We start from the raw sequence: 15208 nt of genomic DNA, 5'->3' as shown, positions 1-15208 counted from the left end.
CGGAGGCCCGGCCGGATCACCGGCCGGGCGACGCGCCGGGCGACCCGCCAGGCGACCCGCCGGGCGACCGGCGTGGCGAGGGCCGTCGCGCCCGCCCCGTACCCACGCGGTACGGGGCGGAGCGCGGCGGCCCTCCGCGTTGCCGCCCCGGACGCGGCCGGATTCCCAGGGGCGTACGGCAGGATGTCCCCCATGCCGAGCCTGAAGAAGACGAACGGCCCCGACGACACCCCCGTCGACGACGCCTCCGTCGACGACGCCCCCGTCGTCGCGCCCGTCGTCGCCCCCACCCGGCGCGACGAGGTGGCCGCCGCCGGCAGCGCCCTCATCGGCGGGCGTTACGGCCGGCGCGCCCTGCCCGGCAGCGGGCCCGGGGGCGGGCAGTTCACCCCGGTGCGCGTGATCGCACTCGTCGCCATTGGCATGTTCGCCCTCGGCATGGTGCAGAAACTGCCCTGCTACAACTGGGCCTGGTTCCGCGGCACCACCTCTCAGTACACCCACGCCTGCTACTCGGACATCCCGCACCTCTTCGCCGGGCGCGGCTTCTCCGAGGGGCTGGTGCCCTACTTCGACCGGCTCCCCGGCGACATACCGTTCCTGGAGTACCCCGTCCTGACGGGGCTGTTCATGGAGGTGGCGGCCTGGATGACGCCCGGCGGCGACCCCCAGGGCCGCGGCCAGACGTACTGGATCGTCAACTCCGGCCTGCTGATGGCCTGCGCGGCCGTCCTCGCGGTCTGCGTGGCCCGGACGCACCGCAACCGGCCCTGGGACGCCCTGCTCGTCGCCCTGGCGCCCGCCGTGGCCCTCACCGCCACCATCAACTGGGACCTGCTCGCCGTGGCCCTCACCGCCGCCGCGATCCTGATGTGGTCCCGCTCCCGGCCGCTCGCCGCCGGCATCCTGCTGGGCCTGGCGGTGGCGGCGAAGTTCTACCCGGTGCTGCTGCTGTGGCCGCTGCTGCTGCTCTGCCGGCGGGCCGGGCGGATGCGCGCCTTCGGCGCCGCCCTGCTCGGCGCGGCGGGCTCCTGGCTGGTGGTGAACCTGCCGGTGATGCTCCTCGCGCCCCAGGGCTGGAAGCAGTTCTACCTCTTCAGCCGCGACCGGAACGTGGATTTCGGCTCGGTCTGGCTGCTCGTCAGCCAGCGCGCCGGGCAGACCATCCCGCCCGAGCGGGCCAACCTGTACGCGCTGCTGCTCCTGCTGCTCGCCGCGGGCGGGATCGGCTGGCTGGCCTTCGCCGCGCCCCGGCGGCCCCGCCTCGCCCAGCTGGCGTTCCTGATGGTCGCCGCGTTCGTCCTCACCAACAAGGTCTACTCGCCGCAGTACGTCCTCTGGCTGGTGCCGCTCGCCGCGCTCGCCCGGCCGCGCTGGCGGGACTTCCTGATCTGGCAGTCCTGCGAGGTCCTGTACTACCTCGGGATCTGGATGTACCTCGCGTTCACCGGCAGCGGCAACAAGCAGGGGCTGCCGCTGGACGGCTACCACTTCGCGATCGTGCTGCACCTGCTGGGCACGCTCTACCTGTGCGCCGTGGTCGTACGGGACATCCTGGCGCCCGACAAGGACCCGGTCCGGCAGGACGGCGCCGACGACCCCTCGGGCGGCGTCCTGGACGGCGCCCGGGACGTCTTCGTGGTGGGCGCCGCCGCACGACCGGCCCGGCACGCGGCCTCCGAGCCCGGCGAGCGGGAGCTCCTCGTGACATGGGGAACCCCCGGGGCCGAGGGCTCCCGGGGGTGATCCGACGACGCGGGTCCGGCCGGCTCAGCGCTCCACGAGCCGGTCGAACTGCGTCGTGGTGTGCCGCAGGTGCGCCACCAGTTCGTCGCCGACCTGCGGCTCCTGGGCGTCGGCCGGCACGAAGAGGATCGACACCTGCATGTGCGGCGGCTCGGCGAACCAGCGCTGCTTGCCGGCCCAGACGAACGGCGACAGGTTCCGGTTGACCGTGGCCAGACCGGCCCTGGCCACGCCCTTGGCGCGCGGCATCACGCCGTGCATCGCCTTCGGGGCCTCCAGGCCCACACCGTGCGAGGTGCCGCCGGCGACGACGACCAGCCAGCCGTCCGAGGCCGCCTTCTGCTGGCGGTAGCCGAAGCGGTCGCCCTTGGCGACCCGGGTGACGTCCAGGACCGAGCCGCGGTACTCGGTGGCCTCGTGGTCGCCCAGCCAGAGCCGCGTGCCGATCCGGGCGCGGAAGCGGGTCTGCGGGAACTGCTGCTGGAGCCGGGCCTGCTCCTCGGCCCGCAGATGGCTCACGAACATGGTGTGCAGCGGCAGCCGGGCGGCGCGCAGCCGGTCCATCCAGGAGATGACCTCCTCGACGGCGTCCGTGCCGTCCGTACGGTCCAGCGGCAGGTGCAGGGCGAAGCCCTCCAGGCGCACGTCCTCGATCGCGGCGGCGAGCCGGCCGAGCTCCTCCTCGCGGACGCCGTGCCGCTTCATCGAGCTCATGACCTCGATGACGACCCGGGCGCCGACCAGGGCGTGCACCCCGTCGACCGAGGAGACGGAGCGGATCACCCGGTCCGGCAGCGGCACCGGCTCCTCACCCCGCCGGAACGGGGTGAGGACCAGCAGGTCGCCGCCGAACCAGTCCTTGATCTTCGCGGCCTCGTACGTGGTCCCGACCGCGAGCATGTCGGCGCCGAAACGGGCCGCCTCCTCGGCGAGTCGCTCGTGGCCGAAGCCGTAGCCGTTGCCCTTGCAGACCGGGATCAGACCGGGGAACTGGTCGATCACGGACTTCTGGTGCGCCCGCCAGCGAGCGGTGTCGACGTAGAGGGAGAGCGCCATGGCCGGCCCGGAACCTTTCTGATGGCTGCGGTGGGGGGTTTCGCAGGTGTGTACGAGACTCGCGGAACTACTCGTGGGACTACGAGGTTACGCAAGCCCCGCGCGGAGCGTCAGCGGCGCGACATGTAGATGTCCAGCGCCTTGTGGAGCAGCTTGTTCAGCGGGAAGTCCCACTCGCCGACGTACTCGACGGCCTCGCCGCCGGTGCCGACCTTGAACTGGATCAGGCCGAAGAGGTGGTCGGTCTCGTCGAGCGAGTCGGAGATGCCGCGCAGGTCGTAGACGGTGGCGCCCATCGCGTACGCGTCGCGGAGCATCCGCCACTGCATGGCGTTGGACGGCCGGACCTCGCGGCCGATGTTGTCGGAGGCGCCGTACGAGTACCAGACGTGGCCGCCGACGACGAGCATCGTCGCCGCGGAGAGGTTCACGCCGTTGTGACGGGCGAAGTAGAGGCGCATCCGGTTGGGGTCCTCGTTGTTGAGGACCGTCCACATGCGCTGGAAGTACGAGAGCGGGCGCGGCCGGAACTTGTCGCGGACGGCGGTGATCTCGTACAGGCGCTGCCACTCGGCGAGGTCCTCGTAGCCGCCCTGGACGACCTCGACGCCGGCCTTCTCGGCCTTCTTGATGTTGCGGCGCCACAGCTGGTTGAAGCCCTTGAGGACGTCGTCGAGCGAGCGGTTGGCCAGCGGGACCTGGAAGACGTAGCGGGGCTGCACGTCGCCGAAGCCCGCGCCGCCGTCGTCGCCCTGCTGCCAGCCCATCTTCCGCAGCCGGTCGGCCACCTCGAAGGCGTGCGGCACGACCTCGGTCGCCTGCACGTCCTTGAGGCGCTTGACGTCCGGGTCCTGGATGCCGGACTTGATCGCGGCCGCGTCCCAGCGGCGGATGACGACCGGCGGGCCCATCTTCACGGAGAAGGCGCCCTGCTGCTTCAGGTGGGCCAGCATCGGCTGGAGCCACTCGTCGAGGTTGGGGGCGTACCAGTTGATGACCGGGCCCTCGGGGAGGTATGCCAGGTAGCGCTTGAGCTTGGGGAGCTGGCGGTACAGCACCAGGCCCACGCCGACGAGCTCGCCGCTCTTGTCGAACCAGCCGAGGTTCTCCGAGCGCCACTCGGTCTTCACGTCCGCCCACGCCGGGACCTGGCAGTGGCTCGCGCCGGGCAGGCTCTGGATGTACGCCAGATGCTGCTCTCGGCTGATGGTCCTCAGGGTCAGGCTCATGTCGGGGCGCTCCTCGGCAGGTGTGTCCCCATCGGTCAGGGGCTCCGGCTCTCGCGCCGAAGCCTACTGCGACCGGGGAGCGCCCCGAAGGGCCACGGGGGCCCTGACGTGCTCGGTGTCAGTTGATCACGCCGGTGAAGAGCCCGCCGTGAGCCATGCCGAGATAGAAGCCCACCGCCGCGGCGCCGAGGCCGATGATCAGGAAGAAGCGTTCGCGGGTGGTGACGGAGATGAACTGTCCGTAGGCCCCGGTCAGGATGCCGATCAGGCCCGTCCACGAGCTGAGCAGGTGCAGGCTGTGGAACTGCGCCGTGACGAAGGACAGGATGCCGAGCACCAGGGTCACCGCGAGCAGCGTGTCCTGGAGGGGGTGCGGCTTGCCGTCCGTCGCGAAGAGGGAGTGGCCGGGGTCGGGTCGCATTGCCTGTGCCATGGGGCACCTCCTGGCGTGCCGAGCGGAGGGCGGCGCATCCTAGCGCCGCCGACGTCCGATGTGTACAGATTGCGTCCCCTCCCCACCGGATTTCAACCGCAAGGCGTTGTGCAGGTACTCTGTACGGTCTGCGCCGGTGTCTGCCCTGGTCCTGCCAGTCTGGACGCCGTCGCTCACGCATCACGACCCTCCTGCCACGGAACGACCGTGGCCGCTGAGTCCAAAGGAGGTGGGTTCCACATGCGTCACTACGAGGTGATGGTCATCCTCGACCCCGATCTCGAGGAGCGCGCTGTCTCCCCGCTGATCGAGAACTTCCTCTCCGTCGTCCGTGAGGGCAACGGAAAGGTCGAGAAGGTCGACACCTGGGGCCGTCGTCGTCTCGCCTACGAGATCAAGAAGAAGCCCGAGGGCATCTACTCGGTCATCGACCTGCAGGCCGAGCCTGCGGTCGTCAAGGAGCTCGACCGCCAGATGAACCTGAACGAGTCGGTCCTCCGGACCAAGGTCCTCCGCCCCGAGACCCACTGAGCTTTCGCTCAGAGGTAATCGGGTCCGAGTAGCAGCAAGCAGCCAGAAGCAACGCCGAGAGGTTCACCCATGGCAGGCGAGACCGTCATCACGGTCGTCGGCAATCTCGTCGACGACCCCGAGCTGCGCTTCACCCCGTCCGGTGCGGCGGTCGCGAAGTTCCGCGTCGCGTCCACTCCCCGCACCTTCGACCGTCAGACCAACGAGTGGAAGGACGGCGAGAGCCTCTTCCTGACCTGCTCGGTCTGGCGTCAGGCGGCGGAGAACGTCGCCGAGTCCCTTCAGCGGGGCATGCGCGTCGTCGTTCAGGGCCGCCTGAAGCAGCGGTCCTACGAGGACAACCAGGGCGTCAAGCGCACGGTCTACGAGCTGGACGTCGAGGAAGTCGGTCCCAGCCTGCGCAACGCCACGGCCAAGGTCACCAAGACCACCGGCCGCGGTGGCCAGGGTGGCGGCGGCGGCTTCGGCGGCGGCGGCCAGCAGGGTGGCGGCGGCTGGGGTGGCAACTCCGGCGGCGGCCAGCCGCAGGGCGGCGGAGCTCCCTCCGACGACCCCTGGGCCTCCGGCGGCTCCTCCTCCGGCGGCTCCTCCTCCGGCGGCGGCCAGCAGGCCGGCGGCGGTGGCGGCTGGGGTGGCAACTCCGGCGGCGGCTACTCGGACGAGCCCCCCTTCTAGGGATCCCTCGGGGCCCTGGAAGCAGCTCGTACCCCACACTTCTTGATCACACAGGAGAAACACCATGGCGAAGCCGCCTGTGCGCAAGCCTAAGAAGAAGGTCTGCGCGTTCTGCAAGGACAAGACCGCGTACGTGGACTACAAGGACACGAACATGCTGCGGAAGTTCATTTCCGACCGCGGCAAGATCCGTGCCCGCCGCGTGACCGGCAACTGCACGCAGCACCAGCGTGACGTCGCCACGGCCGTCAAGAACAGCCGTGAGATGGCGCTGCTGCCCTACACGTCCACCGCGCGATAAGGGAAGGGTGACCGAAAAATGAAGATCATCCTCACCCAGGAAGTCTCCGGCCTCGGTGCGGCCGGCGACGTCGTCGAGGTCAAGGACGGCTACGCTCGCAACTACCTGGTCCCGCGTGGTTTCGCGATCCGCTGGACCAAGGGTGGCGAGAAGGACGTGGCGCAGATCCGCCGCGCCCGCAAGATCCACGAGATCGCGACCATCGAGCAGGCCAACGAGATCAAGGCCAAGCTCGAGGGCACGAAGGTCCGTCTGGCCGTTCGCTCCGGCGACGCCGGCCGTCTCTTCGGCTCCGTGACCCCGGCCGACGTCGCCACGGCGATCAAGTCCGCCGGTGGCCCCGAGGTCGACAAGCGTCGCGTCGAGCTCGGTTCGCCGATCAAGACCCTGGGCTCGCACCAGGTGCTCGTGCGTCTGCACCCCGAGGTTGCCGCGAAGCTCGGCATCGAGGTCGTTGCCGCGTAACGCTGCTCTCAGCAGTACGGATGGGCCGCTCCCCACTGGGGGGCGGCCCATCTGCCGTTTCACGTGAAACAGGCGGCTGCGTCCCTTTGCGGAGTTTCACGTGAAACACCGCCCTCCTCGGTCAGCGGGTGGCGCCCGTGACGATCCAGCGGCCGGAGCGCATCCGGAACCAGAGGGTGGCCAGCCGGACCGCCATCATCAGCGTCATGGCCCACCAGAGTGCCGTCAGCCCGCCGCCGAGTACGGGCACGAGGAGGGCGGCCGGGGCGAAGACCGCCAGGGTGAGCAGCATCGCCCAGGCGAGGTAGGGGCCGTCGCCCGCGCCCATGAGGACGCCGTCGAGGACGAAGACCACGCCGGAGATCGGCTGGGAGAGCGCCACCACCAGCAGGGCCGGCAGCAGGGTGGACCGGACGGCGGGGTCGCCGGTGAAGAGCGGGATGAAGAGCGGGCGGCTCAGGACGAGCAGCAGTCCGAGGACCACCCCGGAGACGACGCCCCACTGGACCATCCGCCGACAGACCTGACGGGCGCCCTCGGCGTCGTCGGCCCCCAGGTAACGGCCGATGATGGCCTGGCCCGCGATGGCGATGGCGTCCAGGGCGAAGGCCATCAGGCTCCACAGCGAGAGGATGATCTGGTGGGCGGCGACCTCGGTGTCTCCCAGACGGGCGGCGACGGCGGTGGCGATCATCAGGGCGGCGCGCAGCGAGAGCGTACGGACCAGGAGCGGGACGCCGGCCTGGGCCGAGGCCCGGATGCCGGCGGCGTCGGGCCGGAGCGAGGCCCCGTGCCGCCGGGCGCCACGGACGACCACGACGAGGTACGCGGCTGCCATGCCGCACTGGGCGATGACGGTGCCCCAGGCGGAGCCCGCGATGCCGAGCCCGGCGCCGTAGACCAGGCCGAGGTTGAGGGCGCCGTTGGCCGCGAAGCCGCCGATGGCCACATAGAGCGGTGTGCGGGTGTCCTGGAGACCGCGCAGGACACCGGTGGCGGCCAGGACGACCAGCATCGCGGGGATGCCCAGGAGGGAGATCCGCAGATACGTGGTCGCGTGGGGCGCCGCGGTGGCGGAGGCCCCGAAGACCTCGACCAGCCAGGGGGCCAGGGGGAGGGTGACCGCGATGACGGCGAGGCCGAGGAGCAGGGCCAGCCAGACGCCGTCGATGCCCTGCCGGAGGGCGGAGGACAGATCACCCGCGCCGACCCGTCGGGCGACCGCGGCCGTGGTGGCGTAGGCGAGGAAGACGAAGACGCTGACGAAGGTGGAGAGCAGGGCGCCGGCGATGGCGAGGCCCGCGAGTTGAGGGGTCCCGAGGTGTCCCACGATGGCGCTGTCGACCATGAGGAAGAGGGGCTCGGCGACGAGGGCGCCGAAGGCCGGCAGGGCGAGCGAGAGGATCTCCCGGTCGTGTCGGCGCGGCGTGGCCTTGGAACGCGTGGGGGCCTGGGTCATGAGGCCAATCTAATCGTCCACAGGTAAGGGATGCAATCGATCTGCAGTCCTTACCCTGAGGGGGATCGGGGCTTCGGGTGTGGGCTGTTTGTTCTGATCGTGGCCCTGGTGCAAAAGTTTTTCTCCCCCACAGCCCGTGGATGGAAAAAGCGCAGGTCAGGACGGCAACCGGGCTGGTCTTATGAGTTTGTCCACATGGCTGTCCCCCGGTCCGTGCACAGGATCCGGCGGCTTATCCACAGCATTGGGGGCTTCACCCACAGAGCCTGTGGATAACCAGATTGGCTGACGCCTCTCCCGGGCCTACCGTGGACCGGCGCCCGACGCGCCAGAACCGGGACGCAAAGCCACTCTTTGATCAAGGCCGTGGCGTAAGAAGGAGTGGCACGGCGAGGTCCGCTGAGCGGACGGGAAGAGGTGGCGGGTGAGCGTTCCCGAGCCCATGGACGACCCCTGGGCGGACGGCGGACCGAGCGACCGGCTGCCCGTACGCACCCGGGGCGAGGGCCGTGGCGAGGGCCGCGGGCGCGGCCGGGGCCGTGAGGAGCAGCACGAGCGCGGCAGCGACGGCCCCTGGGACGGCGGCCTCGTCGGATTCGAGCGGGTCCCCCCGCAGGACCTCGACGCCGAGCAGTCGGTGCTGGGCGGCATGCTGCTCTCCAAGGACGCCATCGCCGACGTCGTGGAGATCATCAAGGGCCACGACTTCTACAAGCCCGCGCACGAGACCGTCTTCGGCGCGATCCTCGACCTCTACGCCAAGGGCGAGCCCGCCGACCCCATCACGGTCGGCGCCGAGCTCACCAAGCGCGGCGAGATCAACCGTGTCGGCGGCGCCTCCTACCTGCACACCCTCGTCCAGTCGGTGCCGACCGCGGCGAACGCCTCGTACTACGCGGAGATCGTCCACGAGCGGGCCGTGCTGCGCCGCCTCGTGGAGGCCGGCACCAAGATCACGCAGATGGGCTACGCGGCCGACGGCGACGTCGACGAGATCGTGAACTCGGCCCAGGCGGAGATCTACAAGGTCACCGAGCAGCGGACCACCGAGGACTACCTGCCGCTCGGCGACATCATGGAGGGCGCGCTCGACGAGATCGAGGCGATCGGCTCCCGCAGCGGGGAGATGACCGGTGTGCCCACCGGCTTCAGCGACCTCGACTCGCTCACCAACGGCCTCCACCCCGGCCAGATGATCATCATCGCCGCCCGACCGGCCATGGGTAAGTCGACGCTCGCCCTGGACTTCGCCCGGGCCGCCTCGATCAAGCACAACCTGCCCAGCGTCATCTTCTCCCTCGAAATGGGCCGCAACGAGATCGCGATGCGTCTGCTGTCCGCCGAGGCACGGGTGGCCCTGCACCACATGCGCTCCGGCACCATGACCGACGAGGACTGGACCCGGCTCGCCCGCCGCATGCCCGACGTCTCCCAGGCGCCGCTCTACATTGACGACTCCCCGAACCTGTCGATGATGGAGATCCGCGCCAAGTGCCGCCGGCTCAAGCAGCGCAACGGCCTCAAGCTGGTCATCATCGACTACCTCCAGCTGATGCAGTCGGGCGGCTCCAAGCGGCAGGAGAGCCGCCAGCAGGAGGTCTCCGACATGTCGCGAAACCTCAAGCTCCTCGCCAAGGAGCTGGAGCTCCCGGTGATCGCGCTCTCCCAGCTGAACCGTGGCCCCGAGCAGCGCACCGACAAGAAGCCGATGGTCTCCGACCTCCGTGAGTCCGGCTCCATCGAGCAGGACGCCGACATGGTCATCCTGCTCCACCGCGAGGACGCCTACGAGAAGGAGTCACCGCGCGCCGGCGAGGCCGACATCATCGTCGGCAAGCACCGTAACGGCCCCACGGCCACGATCACCGTGGCCTTCCAGGGCCACTACTCGCGCTTCGTGGACATGGCACAAACCTGATCGTGCCGGAGCGGGGCGCCAAGGCATGATCATCTGCATGACCTCAGCCTTCGAAGCCCTGCTGCCCACTACCGAGCGTTCTCTGCTGCACCGCGTGGCCCGCGCCCAGAGCGAGGGCCGCGCGCCGTCGTTCGTGGGCGCCGTCGCCCGAGGGGGAGCGATGGTGTGGAGCGGCTCCCGCAGCTGTGTCGACGGGCACGCGCCCGACGCCGACACGCAGTACCGGATCGGATCGATCACCAAGGTGTTCACCGCCGTCCTCGTCCTCCGGCTGCGGGACGAGGGGCTGCTCGGGCTCGACGACCCGCTGGAGAAGCACCTGCCCGGCACCGGGGTGGGCGAGGCGACCATCGCCCAGCTCCTCGGCCACACCGCGGGGCTCGCGGCGGAGACGCCCTCGCCCTGGTGGGAGCGGACGCCGGGGACCCTGCGGCCCGCGCTCCCCGACGTGCTGGGGGAGACGCCCGTGCTCCATCCGGCGGGCCGCACCTTCCACTACTCCAACCCCGGCTACACCCTGCTCGGCGCGCTGATCGAGGCGGTGCGCGGGGTCTCCTGGGAGGAGGCGTTGCGCACCGAGATCCTGGAGCCGCTGGGCATGGACCGGACGACGGGGGAGCCCGTCGCTCCGCACGCCGGGGGGTGGGCGGTGCATCCCTGGGCCGACGTGATGCTTCCGGAGCCCTCCGAGGACCTCGGGGTGATGGGCGCGGCCGGCCGGTTGTGGTCGACGGCAGCGGACCTCTGCCGGTTCGGCGTCTTCCTCGCGGAAGGCGACGAGCGGGTGCTGAGCGCCTCCTCCGTCGCCGAGATGCGGGTTCCCGTGGGGCCGCCGGCGGCCGGGGATCCCCTGATGGGGTACGGCCTCGGTCTCCAGGTGGCTCGTAAGGAGAGCGGCACGCTCATCGGGCACGGCGGTTCGCTGCCGGGCTTCGTCGCGGGTCTCTGGGTGGACGTCGAGGAGGGTCTGGTCGGCGTGGCGCTCGCCAACGCCACGAGCGGCCCGCAGCCCGGGCTCGTCGCCACCGACCTCGTACGGATCGTGGCGGAGGCAGAGCCGCGGTTCCCCGAGCCGTGGCGGCCGCTGCCCGAGGCCGAGGTCGACCAGGAGCTCCTGGCGCTGACCGGCCCCTGGTACTGGGGGACGTACGCCTACGGCCTGCGGCTCGGCGCGGACCGCGGAGTGGTGCTGGAGCCCCTGCGCGGGGCCGGCCGGGGCGCCCGCTTCCGGGCGGTGCCCGAGGGCGGCTGGATCGGTCTGGACGGGTACTACGCGGGGGAGCGGCTGCGTGTGGTGCGGCGGCCCGACGGCAGCGTCAGCCACCTCGACCTCGCCTCCTTCGTCTTCACCCGGGAGCCCTACGAGACCGGTGACGCGGTCCCTGGCGGCGTCGACGAGCAGGGGTGGCGGGGGCTCTGAGCCGGTCCGTAGGTCCGTAGGACGCGGATGCCCGTGTTTCACGTGAAACACGGGCACCCTCCGAAGGTCAGAGCGCGAGCTTGAAGCCCACGTGGCTCGCCTGGAAACCGAGCCGCTCGTAGAAGCGCAGCGCGTCGGTGCGGGTGACGGCCGAGGTCAGCTGGACCAGGACGCACTCCAGGCGCCGGGATTCCTCGATGGCCCATTCGATGAGCCGGGTGCCCAGGCCGCTGCCGCGCTCGTCGGCGTGGATCCGCACGCCCTCGATCAGTCCGCGGGTGGCGCCGCGCCGGGAGAGCCCGGGGATGATCGTCAGCTGGAGCGTGCCGACCACCTTCTCGTCGCGGGTGGCCACGACGAGGTGCTGGTTCGGGTCCTCCGCGAGCCGACTGAAGGCGGAGAGGTACGGGGCGGGGTCGTCGGGGGATTCCCGCTGGGCGCCGAGGGGGTCGTCGGCGAGCATCGCGACGATGGCGGGGACATCCTCGGCGGTGGCGGGACGAATCTCAAGATCGCTCATGCCCGCAGCGTACGGGGCCGGGCCGACCGTCAGACGGTGACGGTCTCGCCTTCGAGGACGTGGACCAACGGGGCGAGCACGGGGTTCTTCGCGGCCGCGTCCAAGGCCTCGCGCAGGGCCCGGTCGTTGGTGGGACGGGCCTCCGCGAGGAGCTTCTGGCCGGACTCGGTGACGTCGGTGTAGATGCCGCGCCGGTCGGTGGCACAGAGGTAGCGGGTGAGCAGGCCCCGGTCCTCCAGGCGCGTGACCAGCCGGGTGGTGGCACTCTGGCTGAGCACCACGGCGTCGGCGACCTGCTTCATCTGGAGGTGCCCGCCCGGCCCGTCGTGCTGGCGGCTGAGGACGTCGAGGAGTGAGTACTCACGGGCGCTCAGGCCGTGCCCGGCTTCCAGGGCGCGCTCGATGTGGGACTCGATCCGGCCGTGCAGCAGGGAGAGGGCGCACCAGCGCTGGGCGAGTCCGGTGAGGGCGGGATCCGTCGCGGTCATGGTCTCTCCTCGTACCTCTCCTGGTCGGTCGGCTGCTCGGATCCAGGGTAGACGATGACTCGCAATAGTGCGCGTATGCAAGTATTTGGATCTCCGGTCCTCGGTCCGGCCCGGTGGTCAGCCCGCCGCGACGGTCAGCGGGGCGAAGCGACGGGAGAGGTCGCCAGGGAGGCCCGGGGCGGAGCGGATCATCACCGCGTTCTCGATGATCGGGTCCAGGCCGTTGCCCTTGAGCCAGTCGAGGAGCTCGGTGTGGCGGACGTCGACGTCGGTGCGGAGCGGACGGTCCGTGGCGGCGGCCAGCGAGGCGACGAGTGCCTGGGCGGTGGCGGTGTCCCGGGCGATCAGCGGCCCGACGACATGGGTGTCCATGTTGGGCCAGGCGGCGGCGAAGCCGGTGATCGCACCGTCCTCGACGGCGACCCGCAGATGGTCGGCGAAGGCCGGGAGCCGGGCGATCAGCGGAGTGCGGTCCAGGCCGAAGATCTCGTGGTCGAGGCGGAGCACCTCCTGGAGGTCCTCCGCGGTGGCCGGGCGGACCGCGATCCCGGGCGCGGGCACGGCGGCGGAGAATCGTCCCTTCACCATCTCGGCGCGGCCGATCTCGGTGAATCCGAGTCCCTCGTAGAGCGGCTGGCCGTTCGGTGTGGCGTGGAGGGTCAGCGGAGTGTCTCCGGCCTGCTCCACGACATGGCGCATCAGCCGGCGTCCTACGCCCTGCCGGGCATGGCGCCCGTCGACCAGCACCATGCCGATGGCCGCGAGGCCGGGGCCGTAGGAGGTGACCACGCAGCAGGCCAGCAGTCCCTCGCCGTCCGGGGAGTCGATGCCGTACCCGGTGCCCGCGGCGAGCAGCAGACCCCACTTGTGCTCCTCGCGCGGCCAGCCGCGGTTCTCGGAGAGGTCGGCGCATGCCCGCAGATCGGCGGAGTCGAGACGCCGGATGGGGAGCTGGGCGAGGGCGGTGGGGGAGGTCGGCATGACGGCCAGGTTCTCCGACGGGGTGATCTTCCGTCCAGGGGTTTTCCGTCTCGGCCGGGCTTTCGGCCCGAGGAGGCCCCGGTGTTTCACGTGAAACACCCGCGCGCCCCGAAAGGGGGGAGCCTAGCCCGCCACCCCGCCCTGTGGCCCGAGAACACCGCTTTCCGCCCGAAGCCCTTCCGCCGGCCGCCATGCTGCGAACACGGAAGCCGGCTGCATGAGGCGAGGCACATGATGGATGGTCCGACCAGAACGACGGGCGGGACGGGGGCCCGAATAGCAGAGCCCTCCCGCGACGCGGTGCTCGTCCGTCGCACCCTTGAGGAGATCTCCCCGGTCGCCGGCAAGGTGACCTCGTACTTCTACGCCCTGCTCTTCATCCGGACCCCGGCCCTGCGCGAGCTGTTCCCCGCCGCGATGGACACCCAGCGGGACCGCCTGCTCAAGGCCCTGCTCACGGTCGCCGAGCGGATGGACGACACCGCCTTCCTCGTCGAGTACCTGGGCCATCTCGGCCGGGGGCACCGGAAGTACGGCGTCGAGGCGGCCCACTATCCGGCGGTCGGGGAGGCGTTGATCGGCGCGCTCGCGCGGTACGCCGAGCGGAGCTGGGACGCGGAGACCGAGGCGGCCTGGGTCCGGGCGTACACGGCGATCTCGCAGCTGATGATCGACGCGGCCGCCGAGGACGAGACGCGGGCGCCGGCCTGGTGGCAGGCCGAGGTGGTCTCGCACGATCTGCGGACCCCCGACATCGCGGTGCTCACCCTGCGGCCCGACGCGCCCTACCCGTTCCTCGCCGGGCAGTTCACCACGTTGGAGACGCCCTGGTGGCCGCGCGTCTGGCGGCACTACTCCTTCGCCTCGGCGCCCCGGCCGGACGGGCTGCTCACCCTTCATGTGAAGGCGGTCCCGGCGGGGTGGGTCTCCCGGGCGCTGGTCCACCGGGCCCGGCCCGGGGACGTGCTCCGGCTCGGCCCGCCGTCGGGTTCCATGACGGTCGACCACGCGACCGACACCGGGTTGCTCTGCCTGGGCGGCGGGACGGGCATCGCGCCGATCAAGGCGCTGGTCGAGGACGTGGCCGAGCACGGCGACCGCAGGAAGGTCGACGTGTTCTACGGCGCGCGCAGCGGCCAGGACCTCTACGACATCGACACCCTGCTGCGGCTCCAGCGGACCTTCCCGTGGCTCGCCGTCCACCCCGTCACCGAGGCACAGGGCCCCCTGCCGCAGGCCGTCCGGGCGGCGGGCCCCTGGACCGAGCGGGACGCCTATCTCTCGGGACCGCTCGGCATGGTGCGGGAGGGCATCGACGTGCTGCGCGGCTCGGGGGTCCCCACCGAGCGGATCCGCCACGACTTCCTGGCGGAGCTCGCCACGGTGGGGGCCGGGTCAGCCGAGGTCGGGGGCGTGCATGGCGCGGACACCCTCGATGTTGCCGTCGAGGTAGTGGCGCAGTGAGAGCGGCACCAGATGGACGGCGGCGATCCCGACGCGGGTGAAGGGCACCCGGACGATCTCGTACTCGCCGACGGGTTCGTCGACCTCGGGGCCGTGCCGCAGGCCGAGGTCCATCGATTCGAGCCGGCAGACGAAGAAGTGCTGGACCTTCACGCCGGAGACCCCGCCGTCGACGATGTGCTCGACGGTGTCGACGAAACAGGGGACCACATCGACGATCTTGGCGCCGAGCTCCTCGTGCACCTCGCGGTGCAGGGCCTCGACGACGGTGGAGTCGGAGGGGTCGACACCGCCACCGGGTGTCACCCAGTAGGGATCCATCCCCGGCTTGGTGCGCTTGATGAGGATGAGGTCGTCTCCGTCGAGCAGGATGGCGCGTGCGGTGCGCTTGACCACGGGCCGTTCGGTCATGGGAAGAAAATGGCCCGTTCCCGTCGGGCTGAAACGCGCCACTCCCCCGCGATCCGGGAACGGTCCCGCTCCGCGACGTACACACGCGCGTCGAGGCCGGTCCCGGATCCG

At 71.0% G+C, this 15208-nt stretch carries 16 protein-coding genes; 8 read left to right on the top strand and 8 right to left on the bottom strand.

Annotated elements, in window-relative coordinates; translation table 11 throughout:
* The first annotated feature begins 192 nt into the window (after positions 1 to 192).
* Positions 193 to 1746, top strand: coding sequence for a glycosyltransferase 87 family protein (locus ACFZCF_RS11790; protein ID WP_391286278.1), 1554 nt, complete (start codon positions 193 to 195; stop codon positions 1744 to 1746).
* A gap of 24 nt (positions 1747 to 1770) precedes the next feature.
* On the opposite strand, the gene ACFZCF_RS11785 is transcribed toward ACFZCF_RS11790, so the two are convergent.
* The 3 genes from ACFZCF_RS11785 to ACFZCF_RS11775 form a co-directional block, all read right to left on the bottom strand.
* Complete coding sequence (locus tag ACFZCF_RS11785) at positions 1771 to 2802, bottom strand: alanine racemase (RefSeq protein WP_388442348.1); 1032 nt, start codon at positions 2800 to 2802, stop codon at positions 1771 to 1773.
* A gap of 110 nt (positions 2803 to 2912) precedes the next feature.
* A complete protein-coding gene (locus ACFZCF_RS11780) occupies positions 2913 to 4031 on the bottom strand; it encodes a lipid II:glycine glycyltransferase FemX (protein ID WP_388442345.1) in 1119 nt (372 codons plus the stop codon).
* A 118-nt stretch (positions 4032 to 4149) separates the two neighbouring features.
* Positions 4150 to 4464, bottom strand: coding sequence for a hypothetical protein (locus ACFZCF_RS11775; RefSeq protein WP_319011551.1), 315 nt, complete (start codon positions 4462 to 4464; stop codon positions 4150 to 4152).
* Between the two features lie 240 nt (positions 4465 to 4704).
* Between ACFZCF_RS11775 and rpsF the strand changes: the two genes are divergently transcribed.
* The 4 genes from rpsF (at position 4705) to rplI (ending at position 6436) form a co-directional block, all read left to right on the top strand.
* Positions 4705 to 4995, top strand: coding sequence for a 30S ribosomal protein S6 (gene rpsF, locus ACFZCF_RS11770; protein ID WP_004950685.1), 291 nt, complete (start codon positions 4705 to 4707; stop codon positions 4993 to 4995).
* A gap of 69 nt (positions 4996 to 5064) precedes the next feature.
* Positions 5065 to 5670 (top strand): single-stranded DNA-binding protein, encoded by a 606-nt coding sequence (locus ACFZCF_RS11765; protein WP_391286274.1) that lies wholly within the window; start codon positions 5065 to 5067, stop codon positions 5668 to 5670.
* Positions 5671 to 5734: 64 nt separating this feature from the next.
* Positions 5735 to 5971, top strand: coding sequence for a 30S ribosomal protein S18 (gene rpsR, locus ACFZCF_RS11760; protein WP_005315025.1), 237 nt, complete (start codon positions 5735 to 5737; stop codon positions 5969 to 5971).
* An 18-nt stretch (positions 5972 to 5989) separates the two neighbouring features.
* Positions 5990 to 6436: a 50S ribosomal protein L9 gene (gene rplI, locus ACFZCF_RS11755; RefSeq protein WP_169094053.1), complete on the top strand. Its 447-nt coding sequence runs from the start codon at positions 5990 to 5992 to the stop codon at positions 6434 to 6436.
* A gap of 121 nt (positions 6437 to 6557) precedes the next feature.
* Here the strand turns inward: rplI and ACFZCF_RS11750 are convergent, their stop codons facing one another.
* The gene (locus ACFZCF_RS11750) at positions 6558 to 7895 is read right to left on the bottom strand and encodes an MATE family efflux transporter (protein ID WP_391286271.1); all 1338 of its coding nucleotides are present in this window, start codon (positions 7893 to 7895) and stop codon (positions 6558 to 6560) included.
* A gap of 442 nt (positions 7896 to 8337) precedes the next feature.
* Between ACFZCF_RS11750 and dnaB the strand changes: the two genes are divergently transcribed.
* Both dnaB and ACFZCF_RS11740 read left to right on the top strand, forming a co-directional pair.
* A complete protein-coding gene (gene dnaB, locus ACFZCF_RS11745) occupies positions 8338 to 9813 on the top strand; it encodes a replicative DNA helicase (RefSeq protein WP_388443488.1) in 1476 nt (491 codons plus the stop codon).
* Between the two features lie 37 nt (positions 9814 to 9850).
* Positions 9851 to 11233 carry a serine hydrolase gene (locus ACFZCF_RS11740; protein WP_391286269.1) on the top strand — a complete coding sequence of 461 codons (1383 nt, stop codon included), beginning with the start codon at positions 9851 to 9853 and terminating at the stop codon, positions 11231 to 11233.
* Between the two features lie 67 nt (positions 11234 to 11300).
* On the opposite strand, the gene ACFZCF_RS11735 is transcribed toward ACFZCF_RS11740, so the two are convergent.
* From ACFZCF_RS11735 to ACFZCF_RS11725, 3 genes are all read right to left on the bottom strand, one after another.
* Positions 11301 to 11753, bottom strand: a complete 453-nt coding sequence (locus tag ACFZCF_RS11735) for a GNAT family N-acetyltransferase (protein ID WP_391286267.1) — start codon at positions 11751 to 11753, stop codon at positions 11301 to 11303.
* Between the two features lie 29 nt (positions 11754 to 11782).
* A complete protein-coding gene (locus ACFZCF_RS11730) occupies positions 11783 to 12241 on the bottom strand; it encodes a MarR family transcriptional regulator (RefSeq protein WP_391286265.1) in 459 nt (152 codons plus the stop codon).
* Positions 12242 to 12358: 117 nt separating this feature from the next.
* Positions 12359 to 13222 carry a GNAT family N-acetyltransferase gene (locus ACFZCF_RS11725; RefSeq protein ID WP_391286263.1) on the bottom strand — a complete coding sequence of 288 codons (864 nt, stop codon included), beginning with the start codon at positions 13220 to 13222 and terminating at the stop codon, positions 12359 to 12361.
* 231 nt (positions 13223 to 13453) lie between these two features.
* Between ACFZCF_RS11725 and ACFZCF_RS11720 the strand changes: the two genes are divergently transcribed.
* Positions 13454 to 14686, top strand: coding sequence for a globin domain-containing protein (locus ACFZCF_RS11720; protein ID WP_391286260.1), 1233 nt, complete (start codon positions 13454 to 13456; stop codon positions 14684 to 14686).
* Here ACFZCF_RS11720 and ACFZCF_RS11715 read toward each other — a convergent pair.
* Positions 14618 to 15097, bottom strand: coding sequence for an NUDIX domain-containing protein (locus ACFZCF_RS11715; protein WP_391286258.1), 480 nt, complete (start codon positions 15095 to 15097; stop codon positions 14618 to 14620). The genes ACFZCF_RS11720 and ACFZCF_RS11715 overlap by 69 nt on opposite strands.
* Between the last annotated feature and the right edge of the window lie 111 nt (positions 15098 to 15208).

Origin of the sequence: Streptomyces sp. NPDC007945, assembly GCF_042958885.1 — a bacterium.
In the GTDB taxonomy this organism is placed as follows: Bacteria; Actinomycetota; Actinomycetes; order Streptomycetales; family Streptomycetaceae; genus Streptomyces.
Note: the sequence above shows the minus strand (reverse complement) of the source record. Positions and strands in the feature narration are given on the sequence as shown.